The organism is Nocardioides agri (genome assembly GCF_013778305.1).
Taxonomy (GTDB): domain Bacteria; phylum Actinomycetota; class Actinomycetes; order Propionibacteriales; family Nocardioidaceae; genus Nocardioides; species Nocardioides agri.
Window position 1 is genome coordinate 2272624 of the sequence record NZ_JACEIC010000002.1, and the last position, 25349, is coordinate 2297972.

The following is a 25349-nucleotide window of genomic DNA, read 5'->3' on the forward strand; positions in this document are numbered from 1 at the left end:
GTCGGGCGTGTGACGACTCTCGAGGACGCCCGCGAGGGCATGGACCCTGCCATCCGACCCCAGGACGACCTGTTCGGCCACGTCAACGGTCGGTGGCTCGCCGAGACCGAGATCCCGAGCGACCGGTCGAGCTGGGGCCCGTTCGTGCAGCTCGCGGACGTGGCGGAGCAGCAGGTCCACGCGATCATCGAGGACCTCGCCCGGCAGGTCGCCGACGGCGCCGAGGTCAGCGAGGACGCCCGCAAGATCGGCGACCTCTTCCACTCGTTCATGGACACCGAGACGATCGCGGCCCGGGGCACGACGCCGCTGCGGCCGCTGCTGACCGCGGTCGACGGGCTCCGCGACACCCGCGACCTGGCGGCCTTCCTCGGTGAGTTCGAGCGGATCGGCGGGCACGGGCTCTTCGGCTCCTACGTCGACACCGACAGCAAGGACTCCGACCGCTACCTCTTCAACCTGGTCCAGGGCGGCCTGGGCCTGCCCGACGAGTCCTACTACCGCGACGACAAGTTCGCCGAGATCCGCGACAAGTACGCCGCCTACCTCACGCGGCTGTTCAGCCTGGTCGAGCACCCCGCGCCCGAGGCCGCCGCCGCGACCGTGCTCGCGGTCGACACCCGGCTGGCCGCCGGCCACTGGGAGCGCGCCGAGACCCGCGACGTGCAGAAGACCTACAACCTCATGACGAAGGCCGACCTCGTCGAGCTCTGCCCGAGTTTCGACTGGGACGCCTACGTCACCAACCTCGGTGGCTCCGACGAGACGCTGGCCGAGGTGTGCGTGCGGCAGCCATCGTACTTCTCCCACCTCTCCACCGTGCTCGACGAGGTGCCGCTCGAGGACTGGCGGGAGTGGCTGCGCTCGCACGTGCTCCGCGCGGCCGCGGCGTACCTCACCGACGACTTCGTCGAGACCAACTTCGACTTCTACGGCCGCACCCTCAACGGCACCCCCGAGCTGCGGGCGCGCTGGAAGCGGGGCGTGGCGTTCGTCGAGGGCGCGATCGGCGAGGCGGTCGGGGAGGAGTACGTCGCCCGGCACTTCCCGCCGCGCGCCAAGGCGATGATGGACGACCTCGTCGCCAACCTGCTCGCCGCCTACCGCCAGTCCATCTCGCGGCTGGACTGGATGACCGACGAGACCAAGCAGCGGGCCTACGACAAGCTCGACCGGTTCCGCCCCAAGATCGGCTACCCCGAGAAGTTCCGCGACTACTCGGCGCTGCAGGTCACCCGCGACGACCTGCTCGGCAACGTCGCCGCGGCGTCTGCCTTCGAGACCGACCGGCAGCTCGCCAAGATCGGTGCGCCCGTCGACCGCGACGAGTGGTTCATGCTCCCGCAGACCGTCAACGCCTACTACAACCCCGGCACCAACGAGATCTGCTTCCCGGCAGGGATCCTGCAGAAGCCGTTCTTCTCCCCGGACGCGGAGGAGGCCGAGAACTACGGGGGCATCGGCGCCGTCATCGGGCACGAGATCGGGCACGGCTTCGACGACCAGGGCGCCCAGTACGACGGCGACGGCAACCTCAACGACTGGTGGACGCCGGAGGACAAGGCCGCGTTCGAGGTGAAGTCCAAGACGCTCATCGAGCAGTACGACGCCTTCGAGCCGCGCAACCTCCCGGGCGAGCGGGTCAACGGTGCGCTCACCGTCGGCGAGAACATCGGCGACCTCGGTGGCCTGACGATCGGCCACACGGCGTACCTGATCGCGCGCGGCGGCGAGGCCGCGGCCGAGGACCGGCAGAAGCTCTTCCTCAACTGGGCCTACTGCTGGCGCACCAAGCGCCGCAAGGAGCTCGACCAGCAGTACCTCACCATCGACCCGCACAGCCCGCCGGAGTTCCGGGCCAACATCGTGCGCAACCTCGACGAGTTCCACGAGGTCTTCGGGACCACCGACGGGGACGGCCTCTGGCTCGACCCGGCGGAGCGCGTGCGCATCTGGTGAGCATCCCGGCCTACCGCCAGCCCGCGCACGACGTGCGCGTCGGCTGGGGCCCGACCGGTGCCGCGGCGCTGGCGACACCGGTGACCGTCGTCGTGGACGTGCTGTCGTTCACGACCACGCTCACCGTGGCGCTCGACCGGGGGATGACCGTCTACCCCTTCCGCTGGAAGGACCAGCGGGCGACGGCGTACGCCGCGGCGCGCGACGCCGTGCTGGCCCAGGGCCGCTCCACGGGCTCGGCCGTGAGCCTGTCGCCGCTGTCGGTGCGGGCCGCGGCCGGCGTCGAGCGGCTGGTGCTGCCCTCGCCCAACGGGTCCGCGATCGCCTTCGGCCTCGCCGGCGCGGGCTCGACGGTGGTCGGCGCGTCGCTGCGCAACCGGGCGGCGGTCGCGAGGTGGCTGGTCGAGCAGCCACGGCCGATCGGGATCGTCCCCGCCGGCGAGCGGTGGCCGGACGGCTCGCTGCGCCCCGCGGTCGAGGACCTCTGGGGCGCCGGTGCCGTGGTGGCGGCCCTGGTGGACCTCGGGGTGGGCGGCCTGAGCCCGGAGGCGCGGGTCGCCGAGCACGCGTTCCGCGCGGTGGCGCCCCGGCTGGCCGAGGAGCTGCACGCCTGCGTCAGCGGCCAGGAGCTGACCGGGATCGGCTTCGCCGGCGACGTCGACGTGGCCGCCGAGCTCGATCGCAGCGACGTCGTACCGGTGCTGGAGAGCGACGCCTTCGTCGACGTCCGCTGACCGGGCGAGCAGCTGACAGGAGACGTGGAACGGGGCCGTGTGCCTCAGGGACTTCCATGGCGTGTCCTGAGGCACACGACCCCGTGTGACCCACCGGCACGCTCCCCCGTGTCGCGCGCTGGCACCGGGGAGGAGCGGCGCTCGTGGCGCCAGATACATCCGGGTCCGAGAAAGTCGGCGGGCGCTGGTAGACAGGTCGGCATGAGCCCCATCGCGACCGACGTCCGCGCCAGCGCCGAGGCCCACCTCCGAGCGCTGGTGGGCCGCGACGACGCGGTCCTCCGGGAGGACCAGTGGTCGGCGATCGAGGCCCTCGCGGTGCACCGGCGGCGGGCGCTGGTCGTGCAGAAGACGGGCTGGGGCAAGTCGGCCGTCTACTTCGTCGCGACCCTGCTGCTCCGCGAGCAGGGCGCCGGCCCCACGGTCATCGTCTCGCCGCTCCTGGCGCTGATGCGCAACCAGATCGCCGCCGCGGAGCGCGCCGGCATCCGTGCGGTCACGATCAACTCGACCAACATGGAGGAGTGGGAGCCGATCCAGGAGGCGATCCGCGCCGGCGAGGTCGACGTGCTCCTGGTCAGCCCCGAGCGGCTCAACAACCCCGGCTTCCGCGACGAGGTGCTGCCCCGGCTGGCCGCCACCTGCGGCCTCCTGGTCGTCGACGAGGCGCACTGCATCTCCGACTGGGGCTACGACTTCCGGCCCGACTACCGCCGGATCCGCACCATGCTCGGCGACCTGCCCGAGGGCATCCCTGTGCTCGCGACCACCGCGACCGCCAACGCCCGGGTGACCGCCGACGTCGCGGAGCAGATGGCGCCCTCCGACCTCGAGGGCGACGTCCTCGTGCTGCGCGGTTCGCTCGACCGCGAGTCGCTCCGCCTGGGTGTGGTGCGGCTGACGACGCCCGAGCAGCGGCTGGCCTGGCTCGCCGACCACCTGGCCGAGCAGCCCGGCTCCGGCATCGTCTACTGCCTCACGGTCGCTGCCACCCAGGAGGTGGCCGACTACCTGCGCTCGCGCGGCCACGACGTCGCGGCCTACTCCGGCCAGACCGAGACGACCGAGCGGCACGCGCTCGAGCAGGACCTCGCCAACGGCCGGGTCAAGGCGCTCGTGGCCACCAGCGCGCTCGGCATGGGCTTCGACGCGACGCTCGGGTTCGTGGTCAACCTGGGCGCCCCGTCCTCCCCGGTCTCCTACTACCAGCAGGTCGGCCGCGCCGGCCGCGGCACTCCCGACGCGACCGTCGTGCTGCTGCCGGCGGTCGAGGACCGCGACATCTGGGCCTACTTCGCGTCGCTGGCGTTCCCGCGCGAGGAGCAGGTGCGGCGCACGCTCGAGGTGCTCGCCGAGGAGGGTCGGCCGCTCAGCACCGCCGCCCTCGAGACCTACGTCGACCTCAACCGCAACCGGCTCGAGACCATGCTCAAGGTGCTCGACGTCGACGGCGCCGTACGTCGGGTGCGGGGTGGCTGGGAGGCGACCGGCCAGCCGTGGGTCTACGACGAGGAGCGCTACCGCCGGGTCAAGGAGGCCCGCGAGCGGGAGCAGCAGGCGATGCTCGCCTACCTGACGACCACCGAGTGCCGGATGCGCTACCTGCGCGAGCAGCTCGACGACCCGGAAGCGGTCGACTGCGGTCGCTGCGACAACTGCGGCGGGTTCACGCTGGCCACCGAGGTCTCGACGGCCGCGGTCGAGGAGGCCGAGGCGAGGCTCGCGCGCCCGGGTGTGGTCGTCGAGCCCCGCAAGATGTGGCCGACCGCGCTGGGCAACCTCGGCATCGACCTCAAGGGCAAGATCGCGGAGGCGGCCCTCGAGGGCAGGGCGGTCGCCCGCCTCACCGACCTGGGCTACGGCAACGCGCTGCGCGAGCTCTTCGCCGCGGCCACCCCCGACGGCCCGGTGCCGGTGCCGCTGGTCAAGGCGGTGATCGAGGTGCTCGGCGACTGGCGGCCGCCGGTCGACGGCATCGTCGTCGTCGAGTCCGCCACCCGACCGACGCTGACGGCCGACCTCGCCGACGGGCTCTCCCGCTACCTGCGGGTGCCGGTGCTCGGCCACTGGGCGATCGTCGACCCCGACGTGCTGCCGGAGCAGGGCGCCGCCAACTCCGCGCAGCGGGTCGCGGCGGTCGGCCGGCGCTTCAGCCTGCACGCCGACGTCCCCGCCGGCGCCCGGGTGCTGCTCGTCGACGACCGCGTCGGCACTGGCTGGACGCTCACCCTCGCGGCTCGGGCGGTGCTCGCCGCCGGCGCCGCGGAGGTCAGGCCGCTGGTGCTGGCCACCACGAGCTGAGACTCGACGCTGGACCGGACCTAGAACACGTTCTAGTGTGCGCGCATGGACCGACCCCTGCGCGTCATCCAGTGGACCACCGGCAACATCGGACGACGGTCGCTGCACGCGATCCTGTCCCGGCCCGACCTGGAGCTGGTCGGCGTCTACGCCCACGGTGCCGACAAGGTGGGCCGGGACGCCGCCGACCTCGCCGGCTGGCCCGAGGCGACCGGGGTGCTGGCCACCAACGACGTCGCGGCGCTGCTCGCCCTCGGGGCGGACGCCTGCTGCTACAACCCGCTGTGGCCGAGCATCGACGAGCTCGTCGCTCTGCTGGAGTCGGGCGTCAACGTCTGCGCGTCGGCCGCCTGGATCACCGGCGGCAAGCAGTCGCCGGCAGACCTCGACCGGATCCGGGAGGCCTGCGAGCGTGGCGGCGCGTCGATCTTCGGCAGCGGCGCGCACCCGGGCATGACGAACACGGTCGGCATGGTGCTGTCGGGCTCGTGCGAGCGCGTGGACGAGATCCGGATCACCGAGTCGGTCGACTGCTCGACGTACGCGAGCGCGGAGACCCAGCGGGCGATGGGCTTCTCGCTGCCGCCGGACACCCCGGGCCTGGCCGAGTCGGTGCGCCGCGAGAGCGAGGTGTTCGCGGAGTCGGCGGCGATGATGGCCGACGCGATCGGGGCGCCGCTGGACCGGATGACCTTCGACGTCGAGTTCACCGAGGCGACCGGCGACAGCGACCTCGGCTTCATGACGATCCCGGCCGGCACGATCGGCGGCGTGATGGGCTACCACCGCGGCTGGGTCGGCGACCGCAACGTGGTCAGCGTCGGCTTCAACTGGATCATGGGTGAGCACACCGTGCCGCCGAAGCCGCTCCAGCACGGCCACGTCATCCAGGTCTTCGGCGTGCCGAACATGCGGACGGTGCTGCACTGCCTGCCACCGAAGGACTGGACCGAGAGCGTGATGGACCTCGGCATGATCTACACGGCGATGCCGGTCACCAACGCCGTCCCGTACGTCGTGGCCGCGCCGCCCGGCATCGTCACGCTCGCGGACCTGGCGCCGATCACCGGGAGGTTCGGCGGCTGACCCGCGGCGGCCCACAGGTGGCGTTTCATCAAGGGATGCAGGCGAAACAGCGCTCCCCCCGGCGAACTCGTCGAGGGGAGCGTTGCTCGACCGTCATCCCTTGATGAAACTGCGGGCGGGCGGGACGGGCGGGACGGGCGGGGCCGAGCGCCGCGGCGAGCAGCGCCGAGCGGCTGACCCGCGGCGGCCGGGTGGCGTTTCATCAAGGGATGCAGGCGAAACAGCGCTCCCCCCGACGAACTCGTCGAGGGGAGCGTTGCTCGACCGTCATCCCTTGATGAAACTGCGGGCGGACGGGACGAGGCGTCAGTGCCCGACCAGCACCGCCGGGTCGACCTGGTGCTCGATCCGCCTGCGGGGCAGGAAGAACGCCGGCACCAGCACCAGCGCGACCAGCACAGTCGCGACGACGAAGACGTCGCCGAACGCGTCGGCCATGCCGGCGGGCGTCGGGGTGGCGTCCTCGAGGCCGTTGGTGAGCAGCACCGTGAAGACCGCGGTGCCGATCGAGGCCGCGACCTGCTGGATCATGTTCATCAGCGTCGAGCCGCGCGCGATCGTGTGGTCGCGCAGGGTGGCCAGCGCCGCGGACATGATCGGCATCATCGTGCCGCCCATGCCGAGCCCCATGACGAAGAGCGACGTCAGCAGGAAGGCGTACGACGTCGTGTCGGTCAGCGTCGCGAACATCGCCATGCCGACGGTGATGACGACGATGCTGGTCATCACGATCTTGCCGGGGCCCATGCGGTCCGCGAGCACGCCGGCGATCGGCATCGTGATCATGGCGCCGAGACCCTGGGGCGCGAGCAGCAGCCCCGCGTTCATCGCGTCCTCGCCGCGGACCAGCTGGAAGTACTGCGGGAAGAGCAGTCCGGCGCCGAAGAACGAGATCGCGAAGAGCGACATCGCGACGACCGCGATCGTCATGTTGCGGTTCTGGAAGAGCCGCAGGTCGACCAGCGGGTGCAGGTTGCGGCGGTTGAGCGCCCACGGCACGAACGCGATGATCAGCACGGTGCCGATGGCGGCCGGGACGAGCACCTTGGCGGCCAGGAGCGTGCCGGTCTCCGGGATCGTGGAGACGCCGTAGAGGAAGAGCGCCAGGCCCGGCGAGAGCAGCACCATGCCGAGCCAGTCGAAGGACTCCGACGGCTCGACGTGGTCCTTGGGCAGCACGATCGCGGCGTAGGTGATCGCGGCGACGCCGATCGGGACGTTGATGAGGAAGATCCAGTGCCAGCTCGCGCTGTCGATCAGCCAGCCGCCGAGGATCGGGCCGAAGATCGGGCCGAGCAGCATCGGGATGCCCATGATCGCCATGACGCGGCCGACGCGCTCGGGGCCGGCGGCCCGGGTCAGGATCGTCATGCCCAGCGGCATCAGCATGCCGCCACCCAGGCCCTGGACGACGCGGAATCCGACGAGCATCGGCAGCGTGGTCGCCAGGGCGCAGAGGGCGGAGCCGGCCGCGAAGAGCAGGATCGCGAGCAGGTAGAGGCGCTTGGTGCCGAACCGGTCCGCGGCCCAGCCCGTCAGCGGGATCACGGCAGCGAGGGCCAGCGTGTAGCCGGTCATCGTCCACGCGACCTGGGCCGGCGTGGCGTCGAACTCGGCCATGAACGTCTGCATCGCGACGGTCACGACCGTGATGTCGAGGATCGACATGATCGCGCCCAGGACGACGACGCCGGCGACGGCGATCACGCCCTTGTCGAGCTTGTCCGATGCGCCGCCGCTCGGGGGGCCGGTGGGCGTGGGGGCCTGGGTCTGCGTACTCACCGGACGAGGCTAGGTGGCTCCGCCGACAGGGTCATCCGACTTTCGGCTCGGACGGACGTGGGCTGGGTCACCAGGTGGGTGCAAGTTCCGGCCCACGTCCCGGAGCTCAGTCGAGCATCGCCTCGATCGCGTCGACGATCCGCTCGTCGGTCGGCTCGACCTTGGGGCGGAAGCGCGAGATGACGGTGCCGTCGGCGGCCAGGAGGAACTTCTCGAAGTTCCACTGCACGTCGCCGGCCTCGCCCTGCTCGTCGGGGGTCCCCGCGAGCTCGTCGTAGATCTCGTGGCGGTCGTCGCCGTTGACCTCGATCTTCTCGGTCATCGGGAAGGTGACGCCGTAGGTCGAGGAGCAGAACTCCTGGATCTCCTCCGCGCTGCCCGGCTCCTGCCCCATGAACTGGTTGCAGGGCAGGCCGACCACGGTGAAGCCCCGGTCGGCGAACCGCTCCTGCAGCTCCTCCAGTCCGGAGTACTGCGGGGTCAGCCCGCACTTGGACGCGACGTTGACCAGCAGGGCGGGCCGGCCGCCGGTGATCTCACCCAGCGTGGTGGCGGTGCCGTCCAGGCGGGCGATCGGGGCCTCGAGGATGCTCATGCCCCGAGCCTAGGCAACGAGTCCTGAGGTCGGGACCTTCGTCCTTTACACGGACGACGGCGCGTCCCTACGTTGATGGGCATGGCTCGAGCAGGTCTCGACGGGCCCGGCAGCGATGCACTCCTGCGGGCAGGGCGGTTCTTCACTCGGTGGGAGGAGAGCGACGACGGCAGGGCGGTGTTCCGCAGGGGCGGCCGCGCGGGCGACGTCTTCTATCGGGACCGGTGGAGCCACGACAAGGTCGTCCGGTCGACGCACGGGGTGAACTGCACCGGATCCTGCTCGTGGAAGGTCTACGTCAAGGACGGGATCATCACCTGGGAGAGCCAGGAGACCGACTACCCGTCCGTCGGGCCGGACCGGCCGGAGTACGAACCGCGCGGCTGCCCTCGAGGCGCGGCGTTCTCCTGGTACACCTACTCGCCGACCCGGGTCCGCTACCCGTACGCGCGAGGCGTGCTCGTCGAGATGTTCCGCGAGGCCCGCGACCGGATCGGCGACTCCGTCGAGGCCTGGGCCGAGATCGTCGACGACCCGGTGAAGCGCCGGAAGTACCAGCAGGCCCGCGGCAAGGGCGGTCTCGTGCGGGTGGGCTGGCGCGACGCGATCGACATGGTCGCCGCCGCCCACGTGCACACCATCAAGACCCACGGACCCGACCGCTGCACCGGATTCTCGCCGATCCCCGCCATGTCGATGGTCAGCCACTGCGTCGGCACCCGGTTCATCCAGCTCATCGGCGGCGTGATGACGTCGTTCTACGACTGGTACGCCGACCTGCCCGTCGCCAGCCCGCAGGTCTTCGGCGACCAGACCGACGTCCCCGAGTCCGGGGACTGGTGGGACGCGTCGTACCTGATGATGTGGGGCTCCAACGTCCCCGTCACCCGCACCCCCGACGCGCACTGGATGGCCGAGGTCCGCTACCGCGGCACCAAGGTCGTCACGGTCAGCCCCGACTACGCCGACAACACCAAGTTCGCCGACGAGTGGATGCCCGCCCAGGCCGGCACCGACGCAGCCCTCGCGATGGCGATGGGGCACGTGATCCTCAAGGAGTTCCTCGTCGACCGGCGCACGCCGTTCTTCATCGACTACGTGCAGCAGTACACCGACCTGCCGTTCCTGATCCGCCTCGAGGACCACGAGCAGGGCGGTCTCGTGCCCGGCAAGTTCCTCACTGCCAGGGACCTCGGCGGCACTGCCGACGAGGACGCGTGGAAGACCGTGCTGATGGACGGCGCCACCGGGCAGCCGGTCGTGCCCAACGGCTCGATGGGGTTCCGGTACGCCGAGTCCGGCAAGGGCCGGTGGAACCTCGACCTCGAGGGCGTCAGCCCGACGCTGACGCTGGCCGGCGACGGCAGCGAGGCGACCGAGGTCCTGCTGCCCGCCTTCACCGAGGCCGACGGCTCCGGCTCCGTCCTACGGCGCGGTGTCCCGACCCGGGTCGTCGGCGGCCACCGGGTCACCACGGTCTTCGACCTGATGCTCGCCCAGTACGGCGTGGCACGCGATGGCCTCCCCGGCGACTGGCCGACCGGCTACGACGACGCGAGCACGCCGTACACCCCGGCCTGGCAGGCCGAGCGCACGAACGTCCCCGCCGAGCAGTGCATCCGGATCGCGCGCGAGTTCGCGCGCAACGCCGAGGAGTCCGGCGGCCGTTCGATGATCATCATGGGCGCCGGCATCTGCCAGTGGTTCCACGGCGACGCGACCTACCGGGCGATCCTGTCGCTGCTGATCCTCACCGGCTCGATGGGCCGCAACGGCGGCGGCTGGGCGCACTACGTCGGGCAGGAGAAGTGCCGCCCGATCACCGGCTGGATCTCGCTGGCCAACGGCCTGGACTGGAGCCGACCGCCGCGCACGATGACCGGCACCTCGTTCTGGTACATGCACACCGGCCAGTGGCGCACCGACGGCTACTCCGCCGACTCGCTGAGCTCGCCGCTGGCCAAGGGCCACCTCAAGGACAAGCACACCGCCGACGTCATCGCCGAGTCCGCACGCAAGGGCTGGATGCCCTTCTACCCGCAGTTCGACCGGAGCTCGCTCGACGTCGGCGAGGAGGCGGCGACGGCCGACGACCCGGCGCAGTACGTGAAGGACGCGCTGGCGGCGGGACGCCTGAAGCCGGCGATCGCCGACATCGACGCGCCCGAGTCCTGGCCGCGCACGCTGGTGCTCTGGCGCTCCAACCTGTTCGGCTCGAGCGCCAAGGGCAACGAGTACTTCCTCAAGAACCTGCTCGGCACCCACGCGAACGTGCTCGGGTCGGAGAACCCCACCGCCCCACGACCCCAGGAGGTCGCCTGGCACGACGAGACTCCCGAGGGGAAGCTCGACCTGCTCGTCTCCGCCGACTTCCGGATGACGTCGACGACGCTGCTCTCCGACGTCGTGCTGCCGGCGGCGACCTGGTACGAGAAGCACGACCTCTCCTCGACCGACATGCACCCCTTCGTGCACGCGTTCAGCCCGGCGATCGATCCGCCGTGGGAGGCGCGCACCGACTTCGAGGCGTTCCACGCGATCGCGCAGCGGCTCTCCGAGCTGTCGCAGAAGCACCTCGGCACCCGCAAGGACCTGGTGAGCGTCCCGCTGCAGCACGACACCCCGGGCGAGACGCCGCGCGATCCCTACGACACGACGCCGGTCTTCCAGGTCGTCGAGCGCGACTACACCGCGATCGCCGACAAGCTCGGGAGCGTCGGGCCGCTCGCCGACGAGCTCGGCTTCACGGTCAAGAACGTCACCTACCGGCTCGAGGAGCAGGTCGAGGCGCTCGCGAGGAGCAACGGCGTCATGTCCGCGGGTGCCGGCGCCGGACGACCGTCGATCGCGACCGACCAGCACCTCGCGGAGGCGATCCTGCGCTTCTCCGGCACGACCAACGGCGCGCTCGCCGTCCAGGGTTTCAAGACGCTGGAGGAGCGGACCGGCAGGAAGCTGCACGACCTCGCCGAGGGGTCGGAGGAGAAGCGGATCAGCTTCGCCGACACCCAGGCCGCGCCGGTCCCGGTCATCACCTCACCGGAGTGGTCGGGATCCGAGACCGGCGGCCGCCGCTACGCGCCGTTCACCGTGAACATCGAGCGGCACAAGCCCTTCCACACCCTCACCGGGCGGATGCACTTCTACCTCGACCACGACTGGATGACCGACGTGGGCGAGGCGCTGCCGATCTACCGGCCACCGCTCGACATGCAGCGGCTCTTCGGTGAGCCGGCGCTCGGGCCGGATGGCCTCTCGATCACCGTGCGCTACCTGACGCCGCACTCGAAGTGGTCGATCCACTCGGAGTACCAGGACAACCTCTTCATGCTCTCGCTCTCCCGAGGCGGGCCGACGGTCTGGATGAGCCCGCAGGACGCGGCTGCCATCGAGGTGCACGACAACGAGTGGGTCGAGTGCACCAACGAGAACGGCGTCCTGGTCGCCCGAGCGATCGTCAGCCACAAGATGCCGGCCGGCGTCGTGTACGTCTACCACGCGCAGGAGCGCACGATCGACGTGCCGAAGTCCGAGGCCACCGGCCGCCGCGGCGGCATCCACAACTCCGTGACCCGCCTGCTGGTGAAGCCGACGCACCTGATCGGCGGCTACGCCCAGCTGTCCTACACGTTCAACTACCTGGGCCCCACCGGCAACCAGCGCGACATGGTGACGACGATCCGCAAGCGCTCCCAGGAGGTGACCTACTGATGCGCGTCATGGCCCAGATGGGCATGGTGATGAATCTCGACAAGTGCATCGGGTGCCACACGTGCTCGGTCACCTGCAAGCAGGCCTGGACCAACCGCGCCGGCACCGAGTACGTCTGGTTCAACAACGTGGAGACCCGGCCCGGCCAGGGCTACCCGCGCCGCTACGAGGACCAGGAGCAGTGGCAGGGCGGGTGGGAGATCAACAAGCGCGGCCGGCTGCAGCTGAAGACCGGTGGCCGGTTCAAGCGGTTGCTGTCGATCTTCGCCAGCCCGGTGCAGCCCGAGCTCAAGGACTACTACGAGCCGTGGACCTACGACTACAAGACGCTGATCGAGGCGCCGCTCGGCGACGACTTCCCGGTCGCCCGGCCGAAGTCGCTGATCACCGGCGAGGACACCAAGATCACCTGGTCGGCCAACTGGGACGACAACCTCGGCGGCGCCTCGGAGATGGGCCACCTCGACCCGATCGTGCAGCGGATCCGCAAGGAGTCCGAGGACAAGATCAAGTTCGAGTTCGAGCAGACGTTCATGTTCTACCTGCCGCGGATCTGCGAGCACTGCCTGAACCCCTCGTGCATGGCGTCCTGCCCGTCGGGCGCGATCTACAAGCGCGAGGAGGACGGCATCGTCCTGGTCGACCAGGATCGCTGCCGCGGGTGGCGTCAGTGCATCACCGGCTGCCCGTACAAGAAGGTCTACTTCAACCACAAGTCCGGCAAGGCCGAGAAGTGCACGTTCTGCTACCCGCGCATCGAGGTCGGCATCCCGACCGTGTGCGCCGAGACCTGCGTCGGCCGACTGCGCTACCTCGGCCTCTTCCTCTACGACGCTGACGCGGTCACCGCCGCCGCGTCGGTGCCCGACGAGAAGGACCTCTACGAGGCGCAGATGGACCTGCTCCTCGACCCGGAGGACCCGGCGGTCATCGCCGCCGCTCGGGAGCAGGGCATCGCCGAGGACTGGCTGGAGGCCGCTCGCCGCTCGCCGGTCTATGCGCTCGCGAAGAGGTACCGCGTCGCGCTGCCCCTCCATCCGGAGTACCGGACGATGCCGATGGTCTGGTACGTCCCGCCGCTCTCGCCGGTGGTCGACCTGCTCTCCGAGCAGGGCCACGACGCCGAGGACCGCGACGTGCTCTTCGGCGCGATCGACGCGCTGCGGATCCCGGTGGAGTACCTCGCCGAGCTCTTCACCGCGGGCGACACCGAGGTCGTCGACGGCGTGCTGCGCAAGCTCGCCGCGATGCGCGCCTACATGCGCGGCGTCAACCTCGGTCGCGACCCCGACGGCTCCATCCCGGAGGCGGTCGGGATGACCGAGGAGTCGATGTACGAGATGTACCGGCTGATGGCGATCGCCAAGTACGACGAGCGCTACGTGATCCCCAAGGCCCACGTCGAGCAGGCACACGAGCTCGAGGAGATCGGCTGCTCGCTGGACTTCGAGGACGGCCCGGGCATGTACGACTCGGGCCCGTTCGGCGAGGCGAGCGGCCGCCCGGTGCCGGTCGCGGTCGAGAACTTCCACGCGCTCAAGCAGCGACAGACCACCGACCGGCCGGCCGGCGACGAGGAGCTGCGGGGCCGGGTGAACCTCCTCAACTGGGACGGCAACGGCACCCCGGCCGGCCTCTTCCCCGAGAAGCGGCAGGAGCCCACAGCATGAGGGCGCGGGTCGTCCGGCAGGCCGCGTCGTACCTGCTCGCCTACCCTGACCAAGCGCTGCTCGACCGGGTGCCGGTGATTCGCGCCGCGCTCGGCGAGCAGCGAGTCGCGACGCTCGACGGGTTCCTCGACCACGTCGAGCGGACGCCGCTGGAGGTGCTGGAGCGGCAGTACGTCGAGGTCTTCGACCTGTCCCGCCGGCACGCGCTCTATCTGTCCTACTGGACCGACGGTGACACCCGCCGCCGCGGGGAGGTGCTCGGCCGCTTCAAAGCCGCCTACCGCGCGAGCGGCTTCCTCGTGGACACCTCCGGTGAGCTGCCCGACTACCTGCCCATGGTGCTCGAGTACGCCGCGGTCGCGGACCCCGAGGGCGGCGAGGCGCTGCTGCGGGAGTACCGCCCCAGCCTCGAGCTGCTCCGGATCGGGCTCGAGGAGGACGGCACGCCGTACGCCGCGGTCGTGGCCGCCGTCTGCGCGACGCTGCCCGGTGCCTCGCCCAAGGACCGGGCCGCCGTCCAGGCGTTGGTCGGGGGGCCGCCGATGGAGACCGTGGGCCTCGAGCCCTATCTCGTCAACGGGGACCCGAGACTCCTTCCTCTGGCCGGAGGCCGCTGATGGACGTGCTGCTCTGGGGGGTCCTCCCCTACCTCGTGCTGGCGACGCTCGTGCTCGGCACGATCTGGCGCTACCGCTACGACAAGTTCGGCTGGACCACGCGGTCCTCGCAGCTCTACGAGTCGCGGCTGCTGCGGATCGGGTCGCCCCTCTTCCACTTCGGCATCCTGATGGTGTTCATCGGCCACGTCGGCGGCCTGGTCATCCCGGAGGACTGGACCGAGAAGGTCGGGATCTCCGAGAGCATCTACCACTTCAATGCGCTGCTCTTCGGCGGCATCGCTGGCGTCTGCACGCTCGTCGGGATCCTCATCCTGGTGGTGCGGCGGCGGAGGACCGGTCCGGTCTTCATGGCGACCACCACCAACGACAAGGTCATGTACGTGCTGCTCGTCGGCGCGATCACGCTCGGCCTGTGGACCACGCTGGTATCGGTCGGTGCCGGCCAGGAGGCGCACAACTACCGCGAGACGGTCTCGCCGTGGTTCCGCTCGCTCTTCACCCTGCAGCCCGACGTCGAGGCGATGGCGGCGGCGCCGGTCCAGTTCCACATCCACGTGCTGGTCGCGCTGCTGCTCTTCGCGGCCTGGCCGTTCACCCGGCTCGTGCACGCGTTCACCGCGCCGGTGCACTACCTCTTCCGTCCCTACATCGTCTACCGCAGCCGCGACGCCCGGACGCCGGCGCCGACCGGGCGCCCGCGCCCCGGCTGGAGCCCCGTCGGCACGACGGACCGAGACAGGAGCAACCGATGAGCCAATCGAGCGGTTCGGCGGCGACCGTCGGCCCCGACCTCACCCGCGGGCAGAGCAAGAACCTCGCGCTCGCGACCCTCGCGTTCGCGATCAGCTTCTGGGCCTGGAACATGATCGCGCCGCTGGGCGTGCGCTACACCGAGAGCCTGGGCCTGACCTCCGGTGAGAAGTCGCTGCTGGTGGCGACGCCGGTGCTGGTGGGCTCGCTCGGCCGGATCCTCGCCGGCGCGCTGACCGACAAGTTCGGTGGCCGGTTGATGTTCACGGTGCTGCTGCTGGCGACCGCGCCGTTCGTGGTGCTGGTCGGCTTCGCCGGCAGGCAGGAGTCCTACGGCCTGCTGCTGCTCTTCGGCTTCTTCCTCGGCATCGGCGGCACGACGTTCGCGGTCGGCATCCCCTTCGTGAACGCATGGTTCACCGCCGACCGGCGTGGCTTCGCGACCGGGGTCTTCGGCGCCGGCATGGGGGGCACCGCGCTGTCGTCGTTCTTCACCCCGCGCTTCGTCACCTGGTTCGGTTACGGCGTGACGCACGTGATCATCGCGGTCGCGCTGGTGGTGGTCGCGCTCGTCGTCTGGTCGGCCATGCGGGACTCGCCCGCCTGGTCGGCGAACACCGATCCGGTGGTCCCCAAGCTGGTGGCGGCCGCGAAGCTGCCGGTCACCTGGTCGATGTCGTTCCTGTACGCCGTGGCGTTCGGCGGGTTCGTCGCCTTCTCGACCTACCTGCCGACGTACCTCAAGGACGTCTACGACTTCGACCTCACCCAGGCCGGCACCCGCACCGCGGGCTTCGCGATCGCGGCGGTCATCATGCGGCCGGTCGGTGGCGTGCTCTCCGACCGCGTCGGCCCCCGCGCCGTGGCCGCGACGTCCTTCGCCGGTGCGGCCGTGATGGCCGTGATCGTCGCCCTCCAGCCGCAGCCGGAGATCCCGGCCGGCATCTCGTTCGTGCTGATGGCGGCGTTCCTGGGCCTGGGCACCGGCGGCGTCTTCGCCTGGGTCGCGGCGACCGCACCGAAGGAGCGGGTCGGCAGCGTCGCCGGCATCGTCGGCGCGGCCGGTGGCCTCGGCGGCTTCTTCCCGCCGCTGGTGATGGGCGCGACGTACGACGAGGCCGACCACAGCTACACGATCGGACTGGTGCTGCTCTGCGTCACCGCGATCGTCGCGTTGCTCTACACGCTGTTCGGCGTCAGGAGGAAGGAGCCGGTGGGGGATGGCGGGCGGTGACGGAATCACCGGTGCACCGGTGATCCCGTCACTTCTCGGCCGTTGCAACGCCTGAGAAGTGACAGGAGAGCCTGAGGAGTGGCTGGCCCCAACCGCCTGACACGATGACGGCGTGCGCGCCATCGTCGTCGACTCGGTCCGAGCAGTGCCCGCGGTGCGGGAGGTGGCGGACCCGGTCGCGCCGGACGGCGGCGTCGTCGTCCGGGTCATGGCGACCGGCATGTGCCGCAGCGACTGGCACGGCTGGGCCGGGCACGACGAGGACATCGTCTTCCCCCACGTCCCCGGCCACGAGCTCGCCGGTGTGGTCAGCGAGGTCGGTGCCGGCGTCGGGCGGTGGCGGGTCGGCGACCGGGTGACGGTGCCGTTCGTGTGCGGCTGCGGCCGCTGCGAGTGGTGCCGCGCCGGGGACGCCCAGGTCTGTCCCGAGCAGGAGCAGCCGGGCTTCACCTACTGGGGTTCCTTCGCCGAGCGGGTCGCGCTGCACGCGGCGGACCACAACCTCGTGGCGCTGCCCGGCGACGTCGACTTCGCCACCGCGGCGGGGCTCGGCTGCCGGTTCGCCACGGCGTACCGGGCGCTCGTCGGCCGCGCCCGGCTGCGACCCGGCGAGTGGGTGACCGTCGTCGGCGCGGGCGGGGTCGGCCTGAGCGCCGTGATGATCGCGCACGCCCTCGGTGCGCGGGTCGTCGCCGTGGACCGCAACCCCGAGGCGCTCGCGGTGGCCGCCGGCCTCGGCGCCCAGCACACGGTGGTCGCGGGCGCCGTGGACGTGCCGGCGGCGGTGGCCGACCTGACCGGGGGCGGTGCCCACGTCTCCGTCGACGCGGTCGGCAGCGAGCAGACCTGCGCGGACGCGATCCTGAGCCTCCGGCGGCGCGGGCGGCACGTCCAGGTCGGGCTGCTGCCGCCCGTGGACGGCCATCCGCGGGTCCCGATGGCGCGGGCGATCGGCTGGGAGCTCGACCTGCTCGGCAGCCACGGCATGGCGGCCGCCGACTACCCCGAGATGCTGGCGCTGATCGAGCAGGGCACCCTGCGCCCCGACCGGCTAGTGGAGCGGACCATCGGTCTGGAGGAGGCGGCCCGGCTGCTCCCGGTCTTCGACCGGGCGACGCTCGCCGGCATCACTGTCGTCGTGCCCGGCTAGTTTCTAGGTCGTGTCCTTCGTCCCCCTCACCGGCCCGGCGACGTTCCGCGCCGGCGAGCCGCCGCGGGAGGGGGTCATCGAGTTCACCGATGCCCGGCGCACGGTGGCGCTGCCGGTACGGGCGGCGATCCCGGTGCTCACCAAGGCGCGCAACCGTGACGACCTGCACCCGAGCGTCGGTCTGCTCAGCGGCGCGGCGCTGCTGGGGATGCGGTTGGTGGCCGCCGGCAAGTTCGCACCCGTCGGGAGCCCGCCGCACTGGCGGGCCAGCGGGCTCGACGCCGACGACGAGGACCGCATCGAGATGCTGGCCCGTGCCCAGCGCGACGACGAGCGGGTGGTGCGCGACCTCATCGACGCGATCGTCGACGCGATGCCGCGGCAGCCGCCGGTCGAGGTGCCCGAGCGCGCGCCGGCGGCGCCGCGCGGGCCGACGTTCGAGCAGCGGCTCCAGACCCGGCTGGCCCGGCACCGCCGCGTGGAGCCGAGCGACCTGCCGCAGCTGGTGCGGCTCTCGATCCGGGTCGAGGCCGACGAGGAGGAGCTGGTCGCGGGCGCCGTGCGTCTGGTCCCGCAGGTGCACGACGAGCAGAACCCGCTCCACCTCTGCGACCTGTCATCGCTGTGGCTCGACGGCGCCGAGGTGCACGGGTTCGGCGAGCGGGCCCGCACCCACGCGACGATCGCGCTGCGTGCCGCGGCCGACGCCTGGCCGGTGCTCGACCGGCTGCTCGAGCTGCGGGTGCCCGACCAGCTCGTGCTCGACACCGACGAGATCGTGAGCCTCCTCGACGCCGGCGTGGGCGACCTCCGCGAGCGCGGGGTCGACGTGCTGTGGCCGCGCAGCCTCGGCCGTGACCTGAGCGCGACCGCGACCCTGGACAAGGTGTCGCCCGCCGGCTCCCGGGAGGAGCCGCTCAACCAGCCGCTGCTCGGCACCGAGTCGCTCTTCGCCTTCCGGTGGCAGGTGGCGCTCCACGGCGACCCGCTCACCGACGAGGAGATGGACCAGCTCGCGTCGTCCGCCACGCCGCTGATGCGGCTGCGCGGCAACTGGACCGTGGTCGACCCGGCGATCGCGAGGAAGGCACGCAAGCGGCTGCTGCGCACCGCGAAGCCCGCCGAGGCCGTGGCCGCCGCCCTGACCGGCGTCGTCCAGGTCGGTCCCGACGAGGGCAAGCAGGAGCAGGTGATCGTCGGCGCCTCGCTGCTCAAGGTCCGCGAGCAGCTGCTCACGGCCGCGACCCGCGAGCCGGTCGAGCCGCCCGTCGCGCTGACGGCCACGCTGCGCGACTACCAGCGTCACGGCCTCACCTGGCTCGCCGAGCTCACCTCGCTCGGGCTCGGAGCCTGCCTGGCCGACGACATGGGCCTGGGCAAGACGATCACGCTGATCGCGCTGCACCTGCACCGCCGCGAGACCGGGGCGTCCGGCCCGACGCTCGTGGTCTGTCCGGCCAGCCTGCTCGGCAACTGGGAGGACGAGGTGGGCCGGTTCGCCCCCGGCACCCCGGTGGTCCGCTTCCACGGCAGCGCCCGTGAGCTCGACGGAGCGGGCGACGGGTTCGTGCTCACGACGTACGGCACCATGCAGCGCGACGCCGCCCGGCTGGCCGAGCTCGAGTGGGACCTCGTGGTCGCCGACGAGGCCCAGCACGTCAAGAACCCCCGTACGTCGACGGCGCGGGCGCTGCGCACGATCCCGAGCCAGGCGCGGGTCGCGCTGACCGGCACGCCGGTCGAGAACAACCTCACCGAGCTGTGGGCGATCCTCGACTGGGCCACGCCCGGGCTGCTCGGCAGCCGCAACGCCTTCCGCAAGGTGTGGGCGGGGCCGATCGAGTCGGGGCGCGAGCCCTCCAAGGCCCGGCAGTTCGCGGACCTGATCGGGCCGTTCCTGCTGCGCCGCCGCAAGTCCGACCCGGGCATCGCGCCCGAGCTCCCCGCCAAGACCGAGACCGACCACCGGATCGGGCTGACCCGCGAGCAGGTCGTGCTCTACGAGTCGTTCGTCCGCGACATCATGGAGCGCATCGAGCGCGCCGACGAGGACACCCGCCGCGGACTGGTGCTCAAGCTGCTCACCGGGCTCAAGCAGATCTGCAACCACCCGGCGCACTTCCTCAAGGAGTCGACCGGCCGCCTCCAGGGGCGGTCGCAGAAGATCGACCTGCTCGACGAGCTGCTCGGCACGGTGCTCGCCGAGGACGGCGCCGCGCTGGTCTTCACGCAGTACGTCGCGATGGCGCGGCTGCTGGAGAGCCACCTGGGGCGCGCCGGCGTCCCGCACCAGTTCCTGCACGGTGGCACCCCGGTCCGCGAGCGCGAGGCGATGGTCAAGCGGTTCCAGGCCGGCGCGGCCCCCGTCTTCCTGCTGTCGCTCAAGGCCGGCGGCACCGGTCTCAACCTCACCCGCGCCGACCACGTGATCCACGTGGATCGGTGGTGGAACCCGGCCGTCGAGGAGCAGGCGACCGACCGCGCCTACCGCATCGGCCAGACCCGGCCGGTGCAGGTGCACAGGATGGTCACCCGCGGCACGATCGAGGAGAGGATCGCCGAGATGCTCAGCCGCAAGCGGGCAATCGCCGATGCGGTGCTCGGCCGCGGCGAGGCGGCCCTGACCGAGCTGAGCAACGACGAGCTGCGCGAGCTCGTCACCCTCAGGCCGGAGGCGGCCGAGGAATGACCAGGGTCCTGCACCCGCGCGTCCCGGCCCGCCGCGGCGCCGCCCGCGCCGCGACCTGGTGGGGCAAGGCGTGGGTCCGGGCGGTCGAGGAGGCGGCGTACGCCGACGCCGACCTGCGCTCCGCCCGGGCGCTGGCCCGCGCCGGCCATGTCGGGCAGATCGCCACCGAGCCGGGGCGTTTCGTCGCGTCGGTCGAGGACGCCCGCGGCCTGTGGACCGTCGACGGCACCATGCCGCTGCTCGACGACGCCGGCATCTCCGCACTGGTCGAGACGGTGGCCGCGGAGGCCGGCCGGGTGGCCGCGCTGCTGGCCGGCGAGCTGCCGCACGACCTGGTCGAGCAGGCGGAGGACGCGGGCGCCGAGCTGCTGCCGGCCGGACCCGAGCTCGGCGGGGCCTGCGGCTGCGACCACTGGGCCGATCCCTGCGTGCACGCGCTGGCGGTGCTCTACCAGCTGGCGTGGCTGGTCGACGCCGACCCGCTGCTGCTCTTCGCGCTGCGCGGGCTGCCCCGCGACGAGCTCCTCGGCCGGCTGCACGCCCGCCAGGTCGCGCCGGCGGGCGACGACCGCGACCTCGACCTCGCGGTCGAGGCGGCGCTCTACGCCGCGCGGATCCTCGACGAGGACGAGCCGGTCAGCGAAGCGCCCCCAGCGCCATCGTCGTGAGCACGCCGCGCATCTGCTCGTCGGGGAGCAGCCCGGAGTGCGGGGTGGAGTTGATCAGCCCGAAGGCCGCGTGCGCCATCGCCCGCGCGGTGTCGAGGTCACGCGCCTCGTCGAGCGCGCGCAGCTGCGCGGCCCAGAGGTCGACGTACGCGCGCTGCAGGGAGCGCACCCGCTCGCGGGCCTCGGGGGGCAGCGACTCCCAGTCGCGGTCCTGGACCACGATGAGCGGCCGGTGCCGGAGCGCGAAGTCGACGTGCCAGTCGACCAGGGCGTCGAGGGCGGCGCCGGGGGTGCCGGCCGCGTCGACGCGCTGCCGGCCGACGCTCAACAGCTCCTCGCTGATCGAGACCAGCATCTCGGCGAGCATGGCCTGCTTGGAGTCGAAGTGCTTGTAGAGCGCCGGCCCGGAGATCCCGCACGCCGCGCCCAGGTCCGCCACGGAGACGCCGTGGAAGCCGCGCGCCGCGAACAGCTCGGCCGCGGTCTCGAGGATCTGGTCGCGGCGGCTCATGCCCCCAGGTTAGTGGCGGTTAACCCCGCGGCTGCGCGACGTCGCCTGACCGGACGCGGCGACGTCCGACCTATGCCCGTGCCGACATGCGGGTGGGCCCAGGAGGCAGGGCAATGGCGCGGTCGGGTCATCCGGATCCGGGCCGCCCGCGTCATGCGGGCCGACGTCTGCGGTCCCTAGCGTCGCGGTGGGGGACAGACGCATCCGGAAGGAACATGCTGATGTCCGCAGGATCTCGGGCTCTGGCGGCCCGCGCACTACCACTGGCGGCGGCAACCGCCGTCCTCTCCGTCGTGGCCACGGCCGCGGCGAGCGCAGCACCGGGCGTGAGCCCGAGCAGCTACTCCGACGCCCTCGACCCGGGGGCGTCGGTCACGATCACCAAGACGGTGGAGACGCCGCCGATCCCGCCGATCCCCGACATCGTGCTGATGGCGGACACCACCGGCAGCATGGGCACCAGCATCGCCAACGTGCGCACCAACGCGAGCGCGATCGTCGCCAACATCCAGGGCGCCCAGCCGGGCGCACGGTTCGCGGTCGCCGAGTACAAGGACGAGGCCGCCGCGGCGTTCGGCTACCGGGTCGACCAGCAGCTCACCGGCAACGCCGCCGACGTCGTGACCGGCATCAACGCCTGGGTGGCCGGCGGTGGCGGCGACGAGCCCGAGGACTGGATCGGCGCCCTGGGACGGGTCCCGACCACGATCAGCTTCCGTCCCGACAGCACCCGCGTGCTGGTGATGTTCGGCGATGCGCCGAGCCACGACCCGTCGCTCGGGTTCACCGAGACCGCGGCGCGGGACGGGCTCGTGAGCGCCGGCATCCGCGTGATCGCGATCAACGTCCCCAACCTCAGCGGCGCCCCGCGGCTCGACGCGTCCGGGCAGGCCACCCGGGTGACCGCGGCGACCGGTGGCACCCTGGCGGCCGCGAACCCGGACCAGGTCGCGGCCACGATCCTCAGCGAGCTGCAGAACCTGCCGGCTGTCGTCACCCACACCACGACCTGCGACACCGGCGTCTCGCTGACGTTCGACGCACCGTCGAAGACCGTCACGTCCGGTGACACCACGACCTTCGGCGAGACGATCGCGCTCACCGGCGCCGCGCCGCAGGGCGACACCGTCACCTGCACGACGAACTTCCTGGTCAACGGCGAGCTGCCCGGCCCGGAGTTCGTGCAGACCGTCGAGATCGCGGTCAACGACGTCACCCCGCCGGTCGTCACCGTCGAGAGCAAGACCGTCGAGGCCACCGGCCCCGCCGGCGCGACGGTCTCCTACGCCGCCAGCGCGGTCGACAACGTCGACGGGCCGTTGACGCCGACCTGCGTGCCACCGTCGGGCAGCGTCTTCGCCCTCGGCGCGACCGCGGTCACCTGCGAGGCGACCGACGCCGCCGGCAACACCGGCTCCGGCACCGGCACGATCACGGTCGTCGACACCACGGCGCCCGCCGTCGCCTGCCCGGAGGGCCCGAACCCGGGCGGCACGATCCCGTCCTCGCACAACCCGGACGGCTTCTACCTCCTCCAGGGCACCGACGCGGTCGACGCCGCCCCGCGGGTCTTCCTGCGCGACACCGGCACCGGCACCGTCTGGGGTCCGTTCTCGTCCGGGCAGAGGATCAAGTACACCGAGAACGGCGCCAAGCCGTCGAGCAAGGCGATGCCCGGCGGCATCCTCAAGGTCACCGGCAACGGTGACGCGGAGGTCTACGCCACAGACTTCAGCGGCAACACCTCGGACCCGGTCGCGTGCCGGGTGCCCCCGCCGCCGAAGTGATCCGTTGAGTGGGAGTGGGGCGGAGGACCTGGTCCTCCGCCCCACTGCTCAGCCCTGCGCTCAGCCCTGCGCTCAGCCCTGCGCTCAGCCCTGCGCTCAGCCCTGCGCTCAGCCCTGCGCGCCGCCCTGAGCGCCGCCCTGAGCGCCGTCCTGCTGCTCGGCGATCTGGCGGCGTACGTCGTCCATGTCGAGCTCCTTGACCGCCGTGATGACCTGCTCGAGGGCGGGGGCGGGGAGGGCGCCGGGCTGGCTGAAGACCAGGATGCCGTCGCGGAAGGCCATCAGCGTCGGGATCGAGGTGATCTGCGCCGCGGCCGCGAGCGACTGCTCCGCCTCGGTGTCGACCTTGCCGAACACGACGTCGGTGTGCCGGTCGGCGGCGGCCTCGAACACCGGCGCGAACTGCCGGCACGGTCCGCACCACGACGCCCAGAAGTCGACGAGGACGATGCCGCCCTCGACGACGGTCTGCTCGAACGTGTCAGCGGTCAGTGTGGTGGTGGCCATGCACTCCCCAACGGCGCGACCGGCGTGGATGTTCCGCGGTGGACCCGCAGGTTAATGATCGCTAACCTGACAGGGTGAGTCAGATGAGGGAGCTGGTGGACGAGCTGCGAGCGCGGCTCGCGACGGCACGGCAGGGCGGCAGCGAGGCGGCCCGCCAGAAGCACACCGATCGCGGCAAGCTGCTGGTGCGCGATCGCGTCGACCGGCTGCTCGACCCCGGCAGCCCGTTCCTGGAGCTCAGCCCGCTGGCGGCGTACGAGATGTACGGCGGGGGCGTGCCGTCCGCCGGCGTCGTGACCGGCATCGGGCGGGTCGCCGGGCGTGAGGTCGTGGTCGTCGCCAACGACGCGACGGTCAAGGGCGGCACCTACTATCCGATGACGGTCAAGAAGCACCTGCGCGCGCAGACGGTCGCCAGCGACAACCACCTGCCGTGCGTCTACCTCGTCGACTCCGGCGGCGCGTTCCTGCCGATGCAGGACGAGGTCTTCCCGGACCGCGAGCACTTCGGCCGGATCTTCTTCAACCAGGCCAACCTCTCCGCGCGCGGCATCCCGCAGATCGCCAGCGTCATGGGCTCCTGCACGGCCGGCGGCGCCTACGTGCCGGCCATGTCGGACGAGACCGTCATCGTGCGCAACCAGGGCACGATCTTCCTCGGCGGCCCGCCGCTGGTGAAGGCCGCGACCGGCGAGGTCGTGACCGCCGAGGAGCTCGGCGGCGGCGACGTGCACGCCCGCACCTCCGGCGTCGTCGACCACCTCGCCGAGGACGACGCCCACGCGCTCGCGATCGTGCGCAGCATCGTCGGCACCCTGCCGCGGTCGGGCGCCGCGCCGTGGGAGGTCGTCGAGGTCGAGGAGCCCCACGAGGACCCGAGCACGCTCTACGACGTCGTGCCGGCCGACACCCGGACGCCCTACGACGTGCGCGAGGTGATCCGCCGGATCGTCGACGGCAGCCGCTTCCACGAGTTCAAGAAGCTCTACGGCGACACCCTCGTCACCGGCTTCGCGCATATCTGGGGCCACCCGGTCGGCATCATCGCCAACAACGGCATCCTCTTCAGCGAGTCGGCGCTCAAGGGCGCGCACTTCATCGAGCTGTGCAACCAGCGCGGCATCCCGCTGGTGTTCCTCCAGAACATCTCCGGCTTCATGGTCGGCCGCGAGTACGAGAACGGCGGCATCGCCAAGGACGGCGCCAAGCTCGTCACCGCGGTCGCCTGCTCGGTGGTCCCGAAGTTCACCGTCGTCATCGGCGGCTCGTTCGGCGCCGGCAACTACGGCATGTGCGGCCGCGCCTACGACCCGCGCTTCCTGTGGATGTGGCCCAACGCCCGGATCTCCGTGATGGGCGGCGAGCAGGCCGCGAGCGTGCTCGCCACCGTCGCCGGCAAGCCGGACGACGAGGACTTCAAGGCGCCGATCCGCGAGCAGTACGAGACCCAGGGCTCGCCCTACTACGCGAGCGCCCGCCTGTGGGACGACGGGATCATCGACCCCGCCGACACCCGCCGCGTCCTCGGCATGGGCCTCGCGGCCGCCGCCAACGCGCCGGTGCTCGCACCCTCCTACGGCGTCTTCAGGATGTGA

The 25349-nt window shown here is 71.7% G+C and carries 18 protein-coding genes; 14 read left to right on the forward strand and 4 right to left on the reverse strand.

Annotated elements, in window-relative coordinates; genetic code table 11:
* The first annotated feature begins 9 nt into the window (after positions 1 to 9).
* The 4 genes from HZF07_RS15530 to HZF07_RS15545 all read left to right on the forward strand — a co-directional run bounded on the left by HZF07_RS15530 (position 10) and on the right by HZF07_RS15545 (position 6080).
* Positions 10 to 1959 carry a M13 family metallopeptidase gene (locus HZF07_RS15530; protein WP_309504778.1) on the forward strand — a complete coding sequence of 650 codons (1950 nt, stop codon included), beginning with the start codon at positions 10 to 12 and terminating at the stop codon, positions 1957 to 1959.
* Positions 1956 to 2693 carry a 2-phosphosulfolactate phosphatase gene (locus HZF07_RS15535; RefSeq protein WP_309504779.1) on the forward strand — a complete coding sequence of 246 codons (738 nt, stop codon included), beginning with the start codon at positions 1956 to 1958 and terminating at the stop codon, positions 2691 to 2693. The genes HZF07_RS15530 and HZF07_RS15535 overlap by 4 nt, the downstream gene beginning before the upstream one ends.
* Positions 2694 to 2894: 201 nt before the next feature.
* Entirely contained in the window at positions 2895 to 4994 is a 2100-nt protein-coding gene (locus HZF07_RS15540) for a RecQ family ATP-dependent DNA helicase (protein ID WP_157342819.1), read from the forward strand.
* Positions 4995 to 5039: 45 nt separating this feature from the next.
* Positions 5040 to 6080 carry an NAD(P)H-dependent amine dehydrogenase family protein gene (locus HZF07_RS15545; RefSeq protein ID WP_157342821.1) on the forward strand — a complete coding sequence of 347 codons (1041 nt, stop codon included), beginning with the start codon at positions 5040 to 5042 and terminating at the stop codon, positions 6078 to 6080.
* A gap of 306 nt (positions 6081 to 6386) precedes the next feature.
* Here the strand turns inward: HZF07_RS15545 and HZF07_RS15550 are convergent, their stop codons facing one another.
* Positions 6387 to 7862 (reverse strand): DHA2 family efflux MFS transporter permease subunit, encoded by a 1476-nt coding sequence (locus HZF07_RS15550; RefSeq protein ID WP_181645247.1) that lies wholly within the window; start codon positions 7860 to 7862, stop codon positions 6387 to 6389.
* A gap of 106 nt (positions 7863 to 7968) precedes the next feature.
* Positions 7969 to 8457, reverse strand: coding sequence for a glutathione peroxidase (locus tag HZF07_RS15555; RefSeq protein ID WP_157342823.1), 489 nt, complete (start codon positions 8455 to 8457; stop codon positions 7969 to 7971).
* Positions 8458 to 8532: 75 nt separating this feature from the next.
* Between HZF07_RS15555 and HZF07_RS15560 the strand changes: the two genes are divergently transcribed.
* The 8 genes from HZF07_RS15560 (at position 8533) to HZF07_RS15595 (ending at position 20949) form a co-directional block, all read left to right on the forward strand.
* Positions 8533 to 12168 carry a nitrate reductase subunit alpha gene (locus tag HZF07_RS15560; protein ID WP_198346406.1) on the forward strand — a complete coding sequence of 1212 codons (3636 nt, stop codon included), beginning with the start codon at positions 8533 to 8535 and terminating at the stop codon, positions 12166 to 12168.
* Positions 12168 to 13838 carry a nitrate reductase subunit beta gene (narH, locus tag HZF07_RS15565; RefSeq protein ID WP_157342827.1) on the forward strand — a complete coding sequence of 557 codons (1671 nt, stop codon included), beginning with the start codon at positions 12168 to 12170 and terminating at the stop codon, positions 13836 to 13838. Before HZF07_RS15560 ends, narH begins: the two co-directional genes overlap by 1 nt.
* Positions 13835 to 14455, forward strand: a complete 621-nt coding sequence (gene narJ / locus HZF07_RS15570) for a nitrate reductase molybdenum cofactor assembly chaperone (protein WP_157342829.1) — start codon at positions 13835 to 13837, stop codon at positions 14453 to 14455. The genes narH and narJ overlap by 4 nt, the downstream gene beginning before the upstream one ends.
* Complete coding sequence (gene narI / locus HZF07_RS15575; protein ID WP_157342831.1) at positions 14455 to 15210, forward strand: respiratory nitrate reductase subunit gamma; 756 nt, start codon at positions 14455 to 14457, stop codon at positions 15208 to 15210. Before narJ ends, narI begins: the two co-directional genes overlap by 1 nt.
* Positions 15207 to 16442: an MFS transporter gene (locus tag HZF07_RS15580; protein ID WP_157342833.1), complete on the forward strand. Its 1236-nt coding sequence runs from the start codon at positions 15207 to 15209 to the stop codon at positions 16440 to 16442. Before narI ends, HZF07_RS15580 begins: the two co-directional genes overlap by 4 nt.
* 112 nt (positions 16443 to 16554) lie before the next feature.
* Positions 16555 to 17592 carry a zinc-binding dehydrogenase gene (locus HZF07_RS24540; protein ID WP_181645248.1) on the forward strand — a complete coding sequence of 346 codons (1038 nt, stop codon included), beginning with the start codon at positions 16555 to 16557 and terminating at the stop codon, positions 17590 to 17592.
* A gap of 10 nt (positions 17593 to 17602) precedes the next feature.
* Entirely contained in the window at positions 17603 to 20281 is a 2679-nt protein-coding gene (locus tag HZF07_RS15590) for a DEAD/DEAH box helicase (RefSeq protein ID WP_181645249.1), read from the forward strand.
* Positions 20278 to 20949, forward strand: a complete 672-nt coding sequence (locus HZF07_RS15595) for an SWIM zinc finger family protein (RefSeq protein WP_157342835.1) — start codon at positions 20278 to 20280, stop codon at positions 20947 to 20949. The genes HZF07_RS15590 and HZF07_RS15595 overlap by 4 nt, the downstream gene beginning before the upstream one ends.
* On the opposite strand, the gene HZF07_RS15600 is transcribed toward HZF07_RS15595, so the two are convergent.
* Positions 20918 to 21460, reverse strand: coding sequence for an SACE_7040 family transcriptional regulator (locus tag HZF07_RS15600; RefSeq protein ID WP_157342837.1), 543 nt, complete (start codon positions 21458 to 21460; stop codon positions 20918 to 20920). The two genes, HZF07_RS15595 and HZF07_RS15600, sit on opposite strands and share 32 nt — an antisense overlap.
* A gap of 221 nt (positions 21461 to 21681) precedes the next feature.
* On the opposite strand from HZF07_RS15600, the gene HZF07_RS15605 reads away from it, so the two are divergent.
* Entirely contained in the window at positions 21682 to 23247 is a 1566-nt protein-coding gene (locus HZF07_RS15605) for an HYR domain-containing protein (RefSeq protein WP_157342838.1), read from the forward strand.
* 108 nt (positions 23248 to 23355) lie between these two features.
* Here HZF07_RS15605 and trxA read toward each other — a convergent pair whose 3' ends face one another.
* Positions 23356 to 23754 carry a thioredoxin gene (gene trxA, locus HZF07_RS15610; RefSeq protein WP_157342841.1) on the reverse strand — a complete coding sequence of 133 codons (399 nt, stop codon included), beginning with the start codon at positions 23752 to 23754 and terminating at the stop codon, positions 23356 to 23358.
* 83 nt (positions 23755 to 23837) lie between these two features.
* Here trxA and HZF07_RS15615 point away from each other — a divergent pair, with 83 nt between their 5' ends.
* Complete coding sequence (locus tag HZF07_RS15615; protein WP_181645250.1) at positions 23838 to 25349, forward strand: carboxyl transferase domain-containing protein; 1512 nt, start codon at positions 23838 to 23840, stop codon at positions 25347 to 25349.